Source organism: Amycolatopsis roodepoortensis, assembly GCF_024628825.1.
In the GTDB taxonomy this organism is placed as follows: domain Bacteria; phylum Actinomycetota; class Actinomycetes; order Mycobacteriales; family Pseudonocardiaceae; genus Amycolatopsis; species Amycolatopsis roodepoortensis.
Map to the genome: position 1 here is coordinate 3,548,190 of NZ_CP102415.1, position 14,411 is coordinate 3,562,600.

Annotated in this window: 16 protein-coding genes; 6 read left to right on the top strand and 10 right to left on the bottom strand. The window is 67.8% G+C overall.

Annotated elements, in window-relative coordinates; all coding sequences use genetic code 11:
- The first annotated feature begins 36 nt into the window (after positions 1-36).
- Both NQK81_RS16425 and NQK81_RS16430 read left to right on the top strand, forming a co-directional pair.
- On the top strand, positions 37-321 hold the full coding sequence (locus tag NQK81_RS16425) for a transposase (protein WP_257488906.1): 285 nt from the start codon (positions 37-39) through the stop codon (positions 319-321).
- A complete protein-coding gene (locus NQK81_RS16430) occupies positions 318-1,199 on the top strand; it encodes an IS3 family transposase (RefSeq protein WP_257488907.1) in 882 nt (293 codons plus the stop codon). Before NQK81_RS16425 ends, NQK81_RS16430 begins: the two co-directional genes overlap by 4 nt.
- Before the next feature lie 389 nt (positions 1,200-1,588).
- Here NQK81_RS16430 and NQK81_RS16435 read toward each other — a convergent pair whose 3' ends face one another.
- From NQK81_RS16435 to NQK81_RS16455, 5 genes are read right to left on the bottom strand one after another with little or no spacing between them, the layout of a single operon-like run.
- Positions 1,589-2,803 carry an acyl-CoA dehydrogenase family protein gene (locus NQK81_RS16435; protein WP_257488908.1) on the bottom strand — a complete coding sequence of 405 codons (1,215 nt, stop codon included), beginning with the start codon at positions 2,801-2,803 and terminating at the stop codon, positions 1,589-1,591.
- Positions 2,800-3,669: an SDR family oxidoreductase gene (locus tag NQK81_RS16440; RefSeq protein ID WP_126737102.1), complete on the bottom strand. Its 870-nt coding sequence runs from the start codon at positions 3,667-3,669 to the stop codon at positions 2,800-2,802. Before NQK81_RS16440 ends, NQK81_RS16435 begins: the two co-directional genes overlap by 4 nt.
- A gap of 11 nt (positions 3,670-3,680) precedes the next feature.
- Complete coding sequence (locus NQK81_RS16445; RefSeq protein WP_257488909.1) at positions 3,681-4,523, bottom strand: MaoC/PaaZ C-terminal domain-containing protein; 843 nt, start codon at positions 4,521-4,523, stop codon at positions 3,681-3,683.
- Complete coding sequence (locus tag NQK81_RS16450; protein ID WP_034322070.1) at positions 4,520-4,951, bottom strand: type II toxin-antitoxin system Rv0910 family toxin; 432 nt, start codon at positions 4,949-4,951, stop codon at positions 4,520-4,522. The genes NQK81_RS16445 and NQK81_RS16450 overlap by 4 nt, the downstream gene beginning before the upstream one ends.
- Before the next feature lie 17 nt (positions 4,952-4,968).
- Positions 4,969-6,162, bottom strand: a complete 1,194-nt coding sequence (locus NQK81_RS16455; RefSeq protein ID WP_306856045.1) for a lipid-transfer protein — start codon at positions 6,160-6,162, stop codon at positions 4,969-4,971.
- 116 nt (positions 6,163-6,278) lie between these two features.
- Here NQK81_RS16455 and NQK81_RS16460 point away from each other — a divergent pair, with 116 nt between their 5' ends.
- Positions 6,279-6,986 carry an RraA family protein gene (locus NQK81_RS16460; RefSeq protein ID WP_257488910.1) on the top strand — a complete coding sequence of 236 codons (708 nt, stop codon included), beginning with the start codon at positions 6,279-6,281 and terminating at the stop codon, positions 6,984-6,986.
- A 63-nt stretch (positions 6,987-7,049) separates the two neighbouring features.
- Here NQK81_RS16460 and NQK81_RS16465 read toward each other — a convergent pair whose 3' ends face one another.
- Together NQK81_RS16465 and NQK81_RS16470 are read right to left on the bottom strand one after the other, a co-directional pair.
- Positions 7,050-7,346 carry a hypothetical protein gene (locus NQK81_RS16465; RefSeq protein ID WP_257488911.1) on the bottom strand — a complete coding sequence of 99 codons (297 nt, stop codon included), beginning with the start codon at positions 7,344-7,346 and terminating at the stop codon, positions 7,050-7,052.
- Entirely contained in the window at positions 7,343-7,864 is a 522-nt protein-coding gene (locus NQK81_RS16470) for a ThuA domain-containing protein (protein ID WP_257488912.1), read from the bottom strand. Before NQK81_RS16470 ends, NQK81_RS16465 begins: the two co-directional genes overlap by 4 nt.
- A gap of 124 nt (positions 7,865-7,988) precedes the next feature.
- Here NQK81_RS16470 and NQK81_RS16475 point away from each other — a divergent pair, with 124 nt between their 5' ends.
- Positions 7,989-8,873, top strand: a complete 885-nt coding sequence (locus NQK81_RS16475; protein ID WP_257488913.1) for a LysR family transcriptional regulator — start codon at positions 7,989-7,991, stop codon at positions 8,871-8,873.
- Positions 8,874-8,991: 118 nt separating this feature from the next.
- Here the strand turns inward: NQK81_RS16475 and NQK81_RS16480 are convergent, their stop codons facing one another.
- On the bottom strand, positions 8,992-9,786 hold the full coding sequence (locus tag NQK81_RS16480) for a DsbA family protein (RefSeq protein ID WP_257488914.1): 795 nt from the start codon (positions 9,784-9,786) through the stop codon (positions 8,992-8,994).
- Positions 9,787-9,788: 2 nt separating this feature from the next.
- Entirely contained in the window at positions 9,789-10,277 is a 489-nt protein-coding gene (locus NQK81_RS16485) for a MauE/DoxX family redox-associated membrane protein (RefSeq protein WP_257489770.1), read from the bottom strand.
- A 91-nt stretch (positions 10,278-10,368) separates the two neighbouring features.
- Here NQK81_RS16485 and NQK81_RS16490 point away from each other — a divergent pair, with 91 nt between their 5' ends.
- Positions 10,369-11,196, top strand: a complete 828-nt coding sequence (locus NQK81_RS16490) for a glutamate ABC transporter substrate-binding protein (protein WP_257488915.1) — start codon at positions 10,369-10,371, stop codon at positions 11,194-11,196.
- Positions 11,193-13,586 carry an ATP-dependent helicase HrpB gene (hrpB, locus tag NQK81_RS16495; protein WP_257488916.1) on the top strand — a complete coding sequence of 798 codons (2,394 nt, stop codon included), beginning with the start codon at positions 11,193-11,195 and terminating at the stop codon, positions 13,584-13,586. Before NQK81_RS16490 ends, hrpB begins: the two co-directional genes overlap by 4 nt.
- On the opposite strand, the gene NQK81_RS16500 is transcribed toward hrpB, so the two are convergent.
- A complete protein-coding gene (locus tag NQK81_RS16500) occupies positions 13,571-14,359 on the bottom strand; it encodes an ion transporter (protein WP_192746421.1) in 789 nt (262 codons plus the stop codon). The two genes, hrpB and NQK81_RS16500, sit on opposite strands and share 16 nt — an antisense overlap.
- Positions 14,360-14,411 lie beyond the last annotated feature (52 nt).

The window sequence follows — 14,411 nt, forward strand, 5'->3', positions numbered from 1 at the left end:
TGATTCCAGACATGGGTCTGGAGGGAGGATGTCTTGGTGTCGCGTTCGTCGAAGTATCCGGAGCAGTTCCGTCGGGATGCGGTGGAGCTGGTCGGTTCGGGTGATCGTCCGTTGCGTCAGATCGCCCGTGAGCTTGGGGTCAATCATGAGACCTTGCGGTCGTGGGTGAACAAGGCCAAGGAGGAAGCGGCCGCACCGGCGGCGGGTCCTGAGGTCACCGATGAGGTGCAGCGGTTGCGGAAGCGGGTCGCTGAGCTGGAGAAAGAGAAGGAGATCCTGCGTAAAGCGGCCGCCTATTTTGCCAAAGAGATGGATCGATGATCTACCGCTATCGGTTCATCTCCGAGCATCGCGCCGAGTTCGGTGTGAAGCGGTTGTGCCAGGTCCTGGGCCTGCGCCGGCAGGGTTTCCACGAGTGGGTCGCCGCCGAGGCCGCCCGCGAGGCCGCGGCGGCGCGGGAGCGGGAGCTGGTGGCGGTGATCGCCTCGATCCATGCCGAGCACCGGCGCGCCTACGGTGTCCCGCGGATCACCGCCGAGCTGCGCCGGCGCGGGCGGGTGGTGAACGACAAGCGGGTGGAGCGGTTGATGCGCGAACAGGGCCTGGCCGGGATCACCCGACGCAAACGCCGGTCGCTCACCAAGGCCGATCCATCACCGGTCGCGGCGGTCCAGGATCTGATCCACCGCGATTTCACCGCCGAGCACCCTGGTCAGCGGTTCGTCGGGGACATCACCTGCCTGCCCACGTTCGAGGGCTGGCTCTACCTGGCCACGGTGATCGATCTGCGCACCCGCGAGGTCGTCGGGCACGCCATGGCCGACCACATGCGCGCCGACCTGGCCTGCGACGCGATCACCCTGGCCACCGCACGTGGCCTGATCGACTATGACGCAGTGTTCCACTCCGACCGCGGGGTTCAGTACACCTCTGGCCAATTCCGCGCAGCGCTGGCGAAGTCCCGGATCCGCCCGTCGATCGGACGGGTCGGGTCCTGCTACGACAACGCCGTCGCCGAGTCGTTCTTCGCCACCCTCAAAACCGAGATCGGCACCACCATCTGGCGCACCCGTGACCAGGCACGACACGACATATTCCGCTACCTCCACTACTACAACCACGACCGTCTACATTCGACAATCGGCCACCGAACACCCCACGAAACCCGAAACAGCTACAGTCACCAGCAAGCCGCGTGAAACCCCGTGTCCGGAATCCGGGGGCAACTCCACACGTGATCGAAGCCGTAACTCACGTGATCGAAGCCGTAACTCACGTGATTGGAGCCGGAACTCACCCACCACCCGAGTTCCGCCTCCAATCACGCGTGATACGCCCCCACCCACGCGAGTTACGCCCCCAAACACACGAGTTACGCCCCCAATCACGCGAACTGGCCACTCAATCACGCGTGTCGTCCGTCCAGTCACGTGTGTCGTCCGTCCAGTCACGTGTGTCGTCCGCCTAATCACGCGTGCCGGCCATCCAGTCACGCGAGGCGGCCCATCGGTCACCGGCCAGCCGACTCCTCAAGTGGTAGCAAAGGTCCCTTGCTCCCCCGCCGCCCGCGCCCACCGCATTCAGCGGACTAAACGCGAGGGCCCAGGAGGCCCTTCGCGATGTGCGTCACCTGGATCTCGTTGCTTCCCGCGTAGATCATCAGCGACTTCGCGTCCCGCGCGAGCTGCTCCACCCGGTACTCCGCCATGTACCCGTTGCCGCCGAACAGCTGCACGGCCTCCATCGCCACCTCGGTGGCCGCCTCGGACGAGTACAGCTTCATCGCCGAAGCCTCGGCCAGCGTCGGCATCTTGCCCGCGCGCAGGGTCTCGATCAGCTGGAAGACCATGTTCTGCACGTTGATCCGCGCGACCTCCATCTTCGCCAGCTTGAGCTGGATCAGCTGGAACCGCCCGATCTCCTGGCCCCACAGCTTCCGGTTCTTCGCGTAGTCCACGCAAAGCCGGTGACACTCGTTGATGATCCCGAGCGCCAGCGCCGCGACACCGATGCGCTCGACGGCGAACCCGGACTTCACCTCGGCCTTGCTGTCGCCGTCGCGGCCGGTCTCGGATTCGCCGAGTAGCCGGTCCCGTCCGAGCCGGACGTCGCTGAAGAACAGCTCGCCGGTCGGCGACGACATCATGCCCATCTTCTTGAACGGCTTGCCTTGGGTGAGTCCCGGCATGCCCTTGTCGAGCACGAACGTCAGCACCTTGCGATCGCGGATGTCGGAGCCGTCGTCCAGCTTGGCGTAGACGATGATCGTGTCGGCATAAGGCCCGTTGGTGATGAACGTCTTCTGTCCATTGAGGACGTACTCGTCACCGTCACGCCGCACCGACGTCTTCATCCCGCCGAAGGCGTCCGAGCCCGAGTCGGGTTCGGTGATCGCCCACGCGCCGACCTTCTCGAACGTCGCCAGCCCGGGCAGCCACCGTTCCTTCTGCGCCTGCGTGCCCTTGGTCAGGATCGTCTGCGCGGTCAGCCCGATGCTCACGCCGAGCGAGGCGACGATGCCGAGGCTCACCCCGGCCAGTTCGCTCACCGCGATGAGCGCCATCGCCTCCTGCCCGCCGAACGCCAAGCCGCCGCCACCGGACCCGCGCTCCCCAGACAGCAGTTTCGACACCGACTCCCGCGCGAGCGCGTCGATGCCGAAGGACGCGAACATCTTCCGGATGATGTCGTACGGCGGCAGCGTCCCGCTTTCCAGCGCGTCGAGGTGCGGCCGGATCTCCTTGTCGACGAACTCGCGGATCGCGTCCCTGATCAGCAGTTCGGTCTCGGACCACTCGATCACGGGAGCCTCGCGGCGATGTCGTCGATCTCCCAGGCGGCCTCGGTTTCGATCACCTTGACGTCGTGCCAGCCCGCGAGTTCGGAGATCGCGCCGCCCTGCACCGCGAACACCTTGCCGGTGAGCGGGCATTTCTCGGTCGCGAGGTAGGCCACCAGCGGCGAGATGTTCGCCGGGGAGAACGCGTCGAACTCCCCTTCCTCGACCTCCTGCGCGAAGATCGCGCCCATGCCCGGCGTCGCCAGGGTGAGCCGCGTGCGCGCTATCGGCGCGATCGCGTTGACCCGGACGCCGTAGCGTTCCAGCTCCTCGGCGGCGACCAGCGTCAGCGCGGCGATCCCCGCCTTCGCCGCGCCGTAGTTCGCCTGCCCCGCGTTCGGCAACGTGGTCCCGGACGCCGACGCGGTGTTGATCACCGATCCCGCCACCGGCTCGCCGGCCTTGCTCGCGCTCTTCCAGTACGCGGCCGCGTGCCGCAGCACCGCCGCGTGCCCCTTCAGGTGTACCGCGATCACGGAATCCCATTGGGACTCTTCCAGTCCCGCGATGAACGCGTCGCGCAGAATGCCCGCGTTGTTCACGACGACGTCCAGCCTGCCGAACTCGCCCACCGCCTGCGCGACCAGTTCCTCCGCCCCCGCCCAATCGGCGACGTTGGCCGTATTCGCCACGGCCTGCCCGCCCGCCGCGCGGATCTCGTCGACGACCTCCTGCGCGGGCCCGGTGTCGCTGCCGCTGCCGTCGTTCGCGCCGCCGAGGTCGTTGACCACGACGCTCGCGCCCTCCCGTGCGAACAGCAGCGCGTGCTCGCGGCCGATCCCGCGTCCGGCGCCGGTGATGACGGCGACCCGCCCGTCGAGTGCTCCCATGGCTTTTGCTCCTACTCCGCGAATTCCGCGAGGCCGTCCTTGATCACGACGGTGTCGCCGACGGTGGTTTCGAACGCGTAGCTCCCGCCACCCGCGCTCCAGATGGACGTCGTCAGGTCTTGCCCGGGCAGCACCGGTTTGGCGAACCGGACGGCGAACCGCTTCAGTCTGTCCACATCGGACCCGGCTACTTCGGTCAGCAACGCCCACGAAGTGAACGCCATGGTGCACAGCCCGTGCGCGATGATCCCTGGCAGCCCCGAATCCTTCGCGACCTCTTCGTCGAGATGGATGGGCATGGGATCGCCGGCGGCGGGCGCGTACCGATAGGTCTGGTCGTCATCGACGTGCTGGCTGACCTTCGCCACCGGCGCCCGCGCACGCAGGTCTTCGTCGAACTTGTGCTCCGGCCCGAGTTCGCCCCGCGTCTCGCCGGTGTCGAACCCGCGCACGAACAAGGTCACGTACTGCTCGTTGACCAGGTCGCCGCCCTCGGTCCGGCATTCGAGGTGGATGGTGCCGCGGGTGCCGTTCTTCAGGCCTTCGTAGCCGGTCATCCGCGCCCGTGACACGAGCTTGTCGCCGGGGCGGATCGGCCGGTGGAACCGGAATTCCTGCTCTCCGTGCACGATCCGGCCGAACAAGCCGACCGGGACGACCTCGAGTGCGGGTTCCGTCAGCGACTCGAACACCGGCACGATCGCGAACACGGGGCTCGCGACGTCCCCCGCGAGGTGCGCCGGGATCGGGTCGTTGGTGGCCTTCGCGTACTCGATCAGCCGCTCGCGGGTCACCTCGAACCTGGACTCGTCGGTCCACTTGCCGAGCCCGCCGGGGTCGAACCGCTCGGTCACGAGACCAGCGCCTTGAAGTTCTCGAGGGAGGCGTCGAGGTTCTTCTTGCCGTCCTTCTCGACGGCCTTGCCGAGCGCGCCGACGATCATCTGGCCGGCGAACTCCGCGTCGATGCTGGCGAGCGAACCTTCGCCGGACGCCTCCACCGACAGCTCGAACTTGACCTTCACCCCGGCCATCCCGGTCCCGGAGATCGCCAGCTTCGACGGCGCTTCGAACTCGTCGACCGTCCAGGTGATGGTGTTCGGCATCCCGAGCATCGTGACGACCTCGGAAGCCTGGGCGCCCTTGGAGAACTCGGCCGGGACCTCGCCCTTCCACTTGGTGTGGATGGTCAGCCACTTCTCGAAGTTGTTGGGGTTGGAGAACTCCGCCCACACCTTGTCGGGAGCGGCCGGGAGTTCGACGGAGGCACTGATCTTGCCCATGGTTCTTCCTTTCGGGATCAGCGCTCGGCGCGCTGGTAGGCGGTGACGACGGCGGCGCCGCCGAGTCCGATGTTGTGCTGCAGCGCGGCCTGGACGCCGTCGACCTGGCGTTTGTCCGCGGTTCCGCGCAGCTGCCAGGTGAGTTCGGCGCATTGCGCGAGGCCGGTGGCGCCGAGCGGGTGCCCCTTGGAGATCAGCCCGCCGGACGGGTTGACGACCCACTTCCCGCCGTAGGTGGTGTCCCCGGAGTCGACGAGTTTTCCGGCCTCCCCCTCGGCGCAGAGCCCGAGCGCTTCGTAGAGCAGGAGTTCGTTGGCGGAGAAGCAGTCGTGCAGTTCGATGACCTGGAAGTCCTCCGCGCCGAGCCCGGCCTGGTCGTACACCTGGCGGGCGGCCTGGACGTTCATGTCGTAGCCGATGATGTTCTTCGCGGTGCCGTCGAAGGTGCTGGCGAAGTCGGTGGTCATCGCCTGCCCGACGATCTCCACGGCCTGCCCCGCCAGCCCGTGCGAGTCCACAAAGGACTCGCTGGCGAGGATCGCCGCGCCCGAGCCGTCCGACGTCGGTGAGCACTGGAGCTTGGTCAGCGGGTCGTAGATCATCCGCGAGTCCAGGATGTCCTGCAGCGAATAGCTTTCCTGGAACTGCGCGTACGGGTTGTTCACCGAATGCCGGTGGTTCTTCTCGCCGATCTTGGCGAAGTGTTCGGCGGTGGTGCCGTAGGTCTTCATGTGCTCGCGGCCCGCCGCGCCGAACATCCACGGTGCGGGCGGGAAGAGCACTTCGGAGATCTCCGCGAGCGCCTGGATGTGCCTGCCCATCGGCTGCTCGCGGTCGTCGTAGGTCGAGCCTAGTGATCCAGGCTGCATCTTCTCGAAGCCGAGCGCGAGGGCGCAGTCCGCGCGGCCGCCTCGGATCGCCTCCGCGGCCAGGTACAGCGCGGTCGACCCGGTCGAGCAGTTGTTGTTGACGTTGACCACCGGGATCCCGGTCATGCCCAGTTCGTAGACCGCGCGCTGTCCCGAGGTCGACTCGCCGTAGACGTAGCCGACGTAGGCCTGCCGCACCTCGTCGAACGAGATCCCGGCGTCTTCGAGCGCCTTGGTCCCGGACTCCTTGGCCATCTGCGGGTAGTCCCAGCCCTCGCGGCGTCCGGGTTTCTCGAACTTCGTCATGCCCACGCCGACGACGTACACCTTGTTGGCCACCACGACGCTCCTTGTCGTTGCTGTTGGAACTGAAGATACAGACAGGACTGTATTTATCAACCCCTTACATACAGGTCTGCACGGATGTTACTTAGGGCACGTGTCGCTAAAGTCGGGGTATGGATCCCGAGGAGCTTCGGCAGCGGTTCTCCCTGCTGACCACCGCGCATCTGACCGACGGCTGCGTCCGCGCCGGCGTCCCGGTCCGGTGCGCGCCCGCCGGTACGCACGCGGTCGTACCCGGCGGCCGCGTCGCCGGGCGGGTCACCCCCGCACGGCACGTCGGCAGCGTCGACGTCTTCCTGGAGGCGTACGAAATCGCGAACCCCGGCGACGTCCTGGTCGTCGACAACGGCGGCAGGCTCGACGAGAGCTGTGTCGGAGACCTCGCGGTGCTCGAAGCCGAGGCCGCCGGGCTGAGCGGCGTGGTCATCTGGGGGCTGCATCGCGACACCGCGGACATCAAGAAGATCGGGCTGCCGGTGTTCAGTCTCGGTTCGATCCCGACCGGTCCGCTCTCGGTCACCGCCCGCCCGGACGACGCGCTCGAGTCGGCCGTCGTCGGCGAGTGGACGGTGACGCGAGAGGACCTCGTCTTCGGCGACGAGGACGGCGTCCTGTTCGTCCCGGCAGGCCGGGCGGACGAGGTCCTGGACCGCGCCGAGGGTATCCGCGACACCGAGCGGCTCCAGGCCGACCGGATCCGCGCCGGAGAGTCGCTTCGCGAGCAAGTGCGCTTCGCCGACTTCCTCGCGGAGCGCGCGAAGTCGCCTTCGCTGACGTTCCGGCAGCACCTGCGGGCGGTAGGCGGCGCCATCGAGGAGTAGCAAGGGACCTTTGCTACCACCGGAGGCCCTGACCAGGGAAAACACGGCTGGCCAGGGCCCGGGTCAGGACGTCTTCGCGCCGCCCAGCCACAGCAGACCGTCGACGACGAAGCGGTTCTGCACCTCACTGCCGAAGGTCGACGAAAGCGGCTGATTCGTCTCGTAGTTCATCTTGTCGTGCCCGAAGTTGGCGTACAGCATCTTGTACTTGGCGTTGGTCCAGAGGATCGGGTAGTACCCGCTGTACCAGGACTGGTTCGGATCGGTCCCGAGCGGGAAGCTCACCGGATCCACCGAGGCGAGGATCCGGATGTCGGGATTCTTCCGCAGATCCCTGTTCCAGGCGTACCACTCGCTCACCGACGAGGTGAGGTCGCGGGCAGCCGCGTGGTCGACGGATGCGGCCGGTTCTCCACCTTCAGCGTCGCTGTCGTCGGGCCCCAGGTGTTGGACTTGAACGCGCCCGTGCCGAGGAGTCGGTTGTGATACCAGTCCCAAGTGGACGGATTGGTGTTGAACGCCGCCACATGGAAGCCGAAGAAGGCACCGCCCGCGTTCATGTACCGCTCGAAGCCCGAACGCTGCGCCGGGGTCTGCGGAAGGTCGTCCAGGAACAGCACGACCTGATACTGCGAGGGTTGCAGCGAGCTCAGCCGGTTCCAGTCGTTGGTCGCGGTGTAGCCGAAGTTGTTCTGTGAAGCGGTTTTCGGGAACCACTGGTTGGCTTCCTTGACGAAACTGATGTGCGCGGCGTCGTAGGTGCCGTTGTAGAAGGCCAGCACCTGGAACGCGGGGGCCGCCTGTGCCGACACCGGCGCCAACGCCAGCGCGAGACAGGAAGCGAACAGCAGAGCGAGCTGGACCGCGATTCTCCTCATACTCACCATCCATGCCGGAAGTATTTAAATTCATATCTTGAATTAACCTCTGACAAACCGCTAGACCTGCGGAAAAGTCGGTTCCCGCTGACCGGCACCCGGCCGTATCGATAACCTGGGGATTATGGAACTGCGGGACATCGAGATCTTCCTGGCGCTGGCCGACGAACTGCATTTCGGCCGCACCGCGGAACGCCTGCACGTCTCGCAGGCGCGGGTGAGCCAGACGATCAAACAGGTGGAACGCCGGATCGGCGCGCCGCTGTTCGCGCGTACCAGCAGGCGGGTCCGGCTCACGCCGATCGGCGAACGGCTGCGTGACGACCTCGGCCCCGCCTACCGTGCCCTGCACGAAGGCATCGACCGCGCGATCGCGGCCGGACGCGGGATCGGCGGCGTGCTGCGGCTGGGCTTCGAAGCACCCGGCGTCGCCGATCTGATCGAAGACCTCCTGGACCGCTTCCGGCAGCGCTACCCGGACACGGAACTGCTCATCCGTGAAGCCGATTTCGCCGATCCGATGGCGATGCTGCGGTCGGGTGAGATCGACGTGCTGGTGACCCTGCTTCCGGCCGAAGAACCGGATCTCACGACCGGACCTGTCGTGTACACCGAACCGATGGTGCTCGCGGTGGCGTCGAAACACCCTTTCGCGCGGCGAAAGTCAGTGACCCTGGACGACCTCGCCCGCGACACCGTCCTTCGCGCGGCCCATCCGCCGGAGCCGTACTGGATCGAGGAGCCACGGCAGTGGCTGACGCCGGCCGGACACCTCGTGACCCGGGGCAAACCCTTCGCGACCTTTCAGGAACTGCTCGCCGCGATCGCCACCGGCGCCGGCATCTGCCCGCTCGCCGCGCACGCGCGGGAGTACTTCAGCCACCCGCGGATCCGCTTCGTGCCCTTCGCCGGCTCTCCCGACGTCGAGTGGGGGCTCGTCTGGCCGCGCTCCGCGGAGACGGCCCGCGTACATGCCTTCGCGACCGTCGCCTCCGCTTCGCGCCCCTGACCTGCGGAAAGAGAGCAAGGGACCTTTGCTACCACCCGCTCGCCCCCACCGACCCCGAACAGCGTGAAGGCCCCCTTCCCTCGGCTGAGCCGAGGGAAGGGGGCCTTCACGGGAAAAACTAGCCGGTGACCTTCTGCACCCAGTCCTGCTCCAGCTTCACGACCTGCCCGTTCGCCGTCACGGTCGGCGTGCCGAAACCGGGGCCGTTGCCGAAGTCCTGCTGCAGCGACGGGTCCGTCGAGATCTTCTTGTACGCGTCCTGGATCTCCTGGTCGTAAGCGCCGCTGTTGACCTTGAGCGCGAAGGCCGGGTCGGTGATGCCGACGTCCTGGCCGAGCTTGATCAGCTGCGCCTTGTCGAACCCGCGCCCGCCTTCCTCCGGCTGGTCCTTGAACAGCGCGTCGTGGAAGGCGACGAACTTGCCCGCGTCAGCCGCGGCGAGCGAGGCGTTGGCGGAGTCCAGCGAGTAGCCCGGCGGGTCGGAGCGCTGGTTGAGCATCGGCAGCATGTGGTACCGGACCTGCAGGGTCCCGTTGTTCACCTGCTCCTCGATCTGCCCCTTGAACGACTCTTCGAACTGCTTGCAGACCGGGCAGAGGAAGTCGGCGTAGATGTCGATGGTCTTCTTCGCCTCGGGCTTGCCGACGACCACGGCCGCCCCCTCGCGCTTCTCGACGACACCGGGCGCCGACGTGGCCGGCTGCGCCCCGATCACCTTGCCCTCGGTGCTGTCCTTGCTGGACGTCGTCCAGATCACGCCACCGATCACCAGCGCGGCGAGCACGACCACCGCGACGGTGATCGCGACGACCTTCTTCTTGTCGCCGCCCGCGACGCCCCTGGCCTGTGCCACCGAGCGCGCCGCCGTCTGCTGCTGCTTGCGTTTCCGAGCGTTGCGCTCAGCTCCACCCACGATTATTCGTTCCCTTCAGCGATACCCACATAGTCGTCGTCGGCGGGGGCCCCGGAGTTCCCGAGCCAGCCGTCCACCGACAGCCAGGTCCGCGGCCGCACGATCAGCCACACACCCAAGAGCGCGAATCCGAGGTCCCTGGCGATCTCCTGCGGATACTGCGTCTGATCCGCGGCGATCTGACCGCCACCGCCGAAGCAGCCGCAGTCGATGCTCAGCCCGCGCGCCCAGGATTGGGCGATCGCGGCGATGAGCACCGCGAGCAGCAGCACCGACAGCACCGACACCCACCGGGTCACGAATCCGGCGAGCAGGAACAGGCCGAGCGCCAGTTCGACGAGCGGCATCCCGATCGCGACCGGGCGGACGAGCCCGTCCGGCAGGACGTCGAACGCCTGGACCGCGATGTAGGTCTGCCCCGGATCGCTGATCTTCAGCGCTCCGGAGACCAACCAGACGGCGGCCAGTCCGAGCCGGGCGAGTGTGCCCACGGCGTCGAGTACGACTTGGGGCGGTCTACGCACGGGCCTAGGCTAACCGCCGACCCTGAGAACAACGTGAGGCGGCGGACGGAGGCACCCGATGAGGGGACGCGCCCTGCTGGGGGCCTGCTTGATGCTGGTCACAGCCGCGGCCTGCGGCGATGAGGCCGGTCCGTCGGATTCTCTCGTCGCGCGCGCCGTCGCGTCCAACAAGCTCACCATCGGCATCCGCTTCGACCAGCCGGGACTTTCCAGAAGAACGATGGACGGCCGGTACGTCGGATTCGACGTCGACGTGGCGAAGTACGTCGCGAGCGAATTGGGGGTCGACGAGGATCACATCACCTGGCACGACAGCAGGCCGTCGTCACGCGAGACGGACATCACCTCGGGGATCACGGATCTGATGGTGGCGACCTACTCCATCACCGAAAAACGGAAACAGGTCGTCGGTTTCGCCGGGCCCTATTTCGACACGGGCCAGGATCTGCTCGTCCGCCTCCGGTCGACCGACATCACCGGCCCCGAGAACCTCAACGGCCGCAAGCTGTGCGCCGTGGGCGGCACCACCTCCGCCGAACAGGTGCGCGACAAGTTCGCGCAGGCCGTCCAGCTCGTCGAATACCCGCGCTACCAGGACTGCGTCACGGCGCTGCTCGCCGGGCAGGTGGACGCGGTGACCACCGACGACGTCATCCTCGCCGGTTACGTGGCGCAGAACCCGGAGCTGCTGCGCGTCGTCGGCAAACCGTTCTCGAAGGAGAAGTACGGTGTCGGCCTGCGCAAGGAAGACACCGAGGGGCGGGCGGCGGTGGCCAAGGCGATCCAGAAGATGATCTCGTCCGGGGAATGGCTCGAATCGCTGAATCGCAACATCGGCCCGTCCGGGTACCGGATCCCGCCTCCGCCGCAGGTCACCGAGAAGTGACCCTTCCCGATCTGCCGGTTCGCGCAGTCCTGCCCGAACTCGAAGCCGCGCTCGCCGCCCATGGCACCGCCGTGCTCGTCGCGCCGCCGGGAACCGGCAAGACCACCTTGGTGCCGCTCGCGCTGGACAACGGCGAAGGCCGGGTGATCGTCGCCGAACCGAGGCGGCTGGCGGCGCGGGCCGCGGCGGCGCGAATGGCGTCCCTGCTGGGCGAACGGGTCGGTGAGACGGTCGGCTATTCGGTCCGCGGTGACCGGAAGGTGTCGTCCTCGACGCGGATCGAAGTGGTGACGTCGGGTTTGCTGGTCCGGCGGGTGCAGGGCGATCCCGAACTCGCCGGAGTGTCGACCGTCCTGCTCGACGAATGCCACGAACGCCATCTCGACGCGGATCTGCTGCTCGCGCTGCTGCTGGACGTACGCGCCGGGCTGCGGGACGACCTGCGCCTGCTCGCGACATCCGCCACCGTGGCGTCCGGTCGGCTGGCGGCCCTGCTCGGCAATGCACCGGTGATCACAGCGGTGGCGCGGACCTACCCGGTCGACGTCTCGTACTCCCCGCCGGCGCGCGGCGAGCGGATAGAGGCGACCGTCGCCAGAGTGATCCACAAAGCACTGTCCGAAGGGGACGGTGACGTGCTCGCCTTCCTGCCCGGCGCGGGAGAGATCGCCAGGGTGAGCGGCCTGCTCAGCGGCCTCGACGCCGACGTGCTGCCCTTGCACGGACGGTTGTCGGCGGCACACCAGGACGACGCCCTGCGCCCGCGCGCCCGCCGCCGGGTGGTGCTCTCGACGTCGGTCGCCGAGTCCAGCCTGACCGTGCCGGGCGTGCGCGCGGTGGTGGACTGCGGCCTGTCCCGCGTGCCCAGGGTCGATCATCGGCGTGGCCTGCCTGGGCTGGCGACGGTCCGCGTGTCGGCCGCGGTCGCGGAACAGCGCGCCGGCCGGGCCGGGCGTGAGGCACCGGGCCGCGCGTACCGGTGCTGGGCGGCGCACGAACAGGGCTCCCTGCCCGCGTATCCCGAACCCGAGATCCGGACGGCCGAGCTGGCGCGATTCGCGCTGGAGCTCGCGTGCTGGTCCACTCCGGACGGTTCCGGCCTGGCCTGGTGGGATCCACCCGGCGAGGGTGCGCTGGCCGCCGGGCGCGCGTTGCTGACCACGCTCGGGGCGACCTCGGAAGACGGCACGGTGACCGATCGCGGCCGGAAGATGGCCGCGCTGGGCCTGCATCCGCGGCTGGCGAGGGCGTTGCTGGACGGCGCGGCGCGGACCAACGCGCGTTCGGCGGCCGAAGTCGTCGCGCTGCTGGACAGCGGCGGCACGCTGACCGACCTCGAAGCCGAACTGCGGCGGGTGCGCGGCGACGAACGCTGGAAACGTGACGTGCGAAGGCTTTCCCAACTGGTTCCCGACGGCGGCAACGCCTCCGATCCGGCGCTGGTCGTGGCGCTCGCGCATCCCGAGCGGCTCGCGCGACGGCGTTCCGCGGGCACACCGGTGTACCTGATGGCAAGCGGAACGGCCGCCGAACTCCCCCGCGGGAGCGGGCTGGCCGACGTCGAATGGCTGGCGGTGGCCGAAGCGACCCGGGATCCCGGCCGCGCGCAAGGGATCATCCGGCTGGCCGCGCCCGCGGACGAAGACCTCGCCGTGCGCGCCGCGCCGAATCTGGTGTCCTCAGTGGACGAAGTGCGCTGGTCTTCGGGTGACGTCGTCGCACGGTCGGTGCGGCGGCTCGGCGCGATCACTCTTGCGGAGAAACCGTTGCGCTCGCCCGCACCGGACGCGATCCGTGCCGCACTGCTGGACGGTTTGCGCGCCGAAGGGCTCGGCCTGCTGCGCTGGACCGAGGACGGCAAGCGGCTGCGCGAACGACTGTCCTTCCTGCATCGCGTACTCGGACCGCCTTGGCCCTCTGTGTCCGACACGGATCTTCTGTCTACTTTGGACAGCTGGCTTGACATCGGATCGGCGCGTCGCCGATCCGATCTCGCCGCACTGGACGCCGGCGCGGCGCTGCGCGGGCTCCTCCCCTGGCCCGAAGCGTCGCGTTTGGACGAACTGGCGCCGGACCGGCTGGAAGTACCGTCGGGCTCGCGGATCAGGGTCGACTACTCGGGTGAACAGCCGGTGCTCGCCGTCAAATTGCAGGAAACCTTCGGCTGGCTCGCGACGCCGAAACTGGCGGGCGTCCCCGTCGTGCTCCACCTGCTCTCCCCCGCGGGACGGCCCGCCGCGGTCACCGCCGACTTGGAATCGTTCTGGCGCAACGGTTACGCGGCCGTGCGCGCCGACCTTCGCGGACGCTACCCGAAGCACCCGTGGCCCGAGGACCCGCTGACCGCCGCGCCCACCCGGCGCACTTCACGAGGTCAGTCCATCAACTGATGCTGAGGCTTGGTCGGCAACTGCGCCGCCAGCTCCTCGTCGTCCTCGCGCTCGTTCAGCCCCAGCTGCACCGCGCTGCGGATCTGCTCGCGGTTCTCGCGCACCACATGCGCGAAGAATTCGTCGATCCGCGGATCGGTCAGCACTTCGAGGATCACGCGCATCGCGGTGTCGATCACCGAACGCACCACTTCGTCGTGGAACGGCAGTTTCGAAAGCCGCCCGGCCTGCGGATCGTTCTTGAGCTTCTCGGCGATGATCCCCCGCAGCAACGTCTGGTTCTCGCCGAGTGAGCGCGCGAGGTTCTGCGGGTAGTTCCCGGTTTCCAGCACCTTCACGACCTCGTCGAGTACCGCGATCGTGATCGGCTTCTTGATCGCGAGCACGATCGGCCGGGAAAGCCGTTCGACCAGCCGCTGCGTGAACCGCTCACCGAACGCGCGGTCGGCGGTGCGCGCGAGCCGGACCAGCACCACGATGATCCGCAGCAGCCGGAACCCGCGCAGCGCCGGATGCGCGATGGGGATCATGCCGAGGATCTCGTACCAGTTGCGCAGCGGGAACCGCTTCTCCCAGCCACTTCGCCGCCAGCGCCAGAGGAATTCCAGCGCGAAGATCCCGCACACCGTCGTGTCGATGACGAAGACACGATGCGCCGTCTCCTCCGAATGAGGGAAGAACGTCACGTAGGCGAGCAGCCCGACGGAGAACACGGCGAGCACGAGCATCACCAGGTCGAGCGGATTCACGCGCCGTTGTTCGCGGGTGGTCATGGCGCCGATTGTGCCTTTCCGCGGCGACTCGTGCCGAGCGGCACCTGCCGAA

Coding starts and splice junctions, on each gene's coding strand:
- NQK81_RS16440 (WP_126737102.1), bottom strand. CDS start 3,669: ATGGGAGCACTCGACGGGCGGGTCGCCGTCATCACCGGCGCCGGACGC.
- NQK81_RS16460 (WP_257488910.1), top strand. CDS start 6,279: ATGGATCCCGAGGAGCTTCGGCAGCGGTTCTCCCTGCTGACCACCGCG.
- NQK81_RS16500 (WP_192746421.1), bottom strand. CDS start 14,359: ATGACCACCCGCGAACAACGGCGCGTGAATCCGCTCGACCTGGTGATG.
- NQK81_RS16450 (WP_034322070.1), bottom strand. CDS start 4,951: ATGGGCAAGATCAGTGCCTCCGTCGAACTCCCGGCCGCTCCCGACAAG.
- NQK81_RS16475 (WP_257488913.1), top strand. CDS start 7,989: ATGGAACTGCGGGACATCGAGATCTTCCTGGCGCTGGCCGACGAACTG.
- NQK81_RS16490 (WP_257488915.1), top strand. CDS start 10,369: ATGAGGGGACGCGCCCTGCTGGGGGCCTGCTTGATGCTGGTCACAGCC.
- NQK81_RS16470 (WP_257488912.1), bottom strand. CDS start 7,864: ATGAGGAGAATCGCGGTCCAGCTCGCTCTGCTGTTCGCTTCCTGTCTC.
- NQK81_RS16430 (WP_257488907.1), top strand. CDS start 318: ATGATCTACCGCTATCGGTTCATCTCCGAGCATCGCGCCGAGTTCGGT.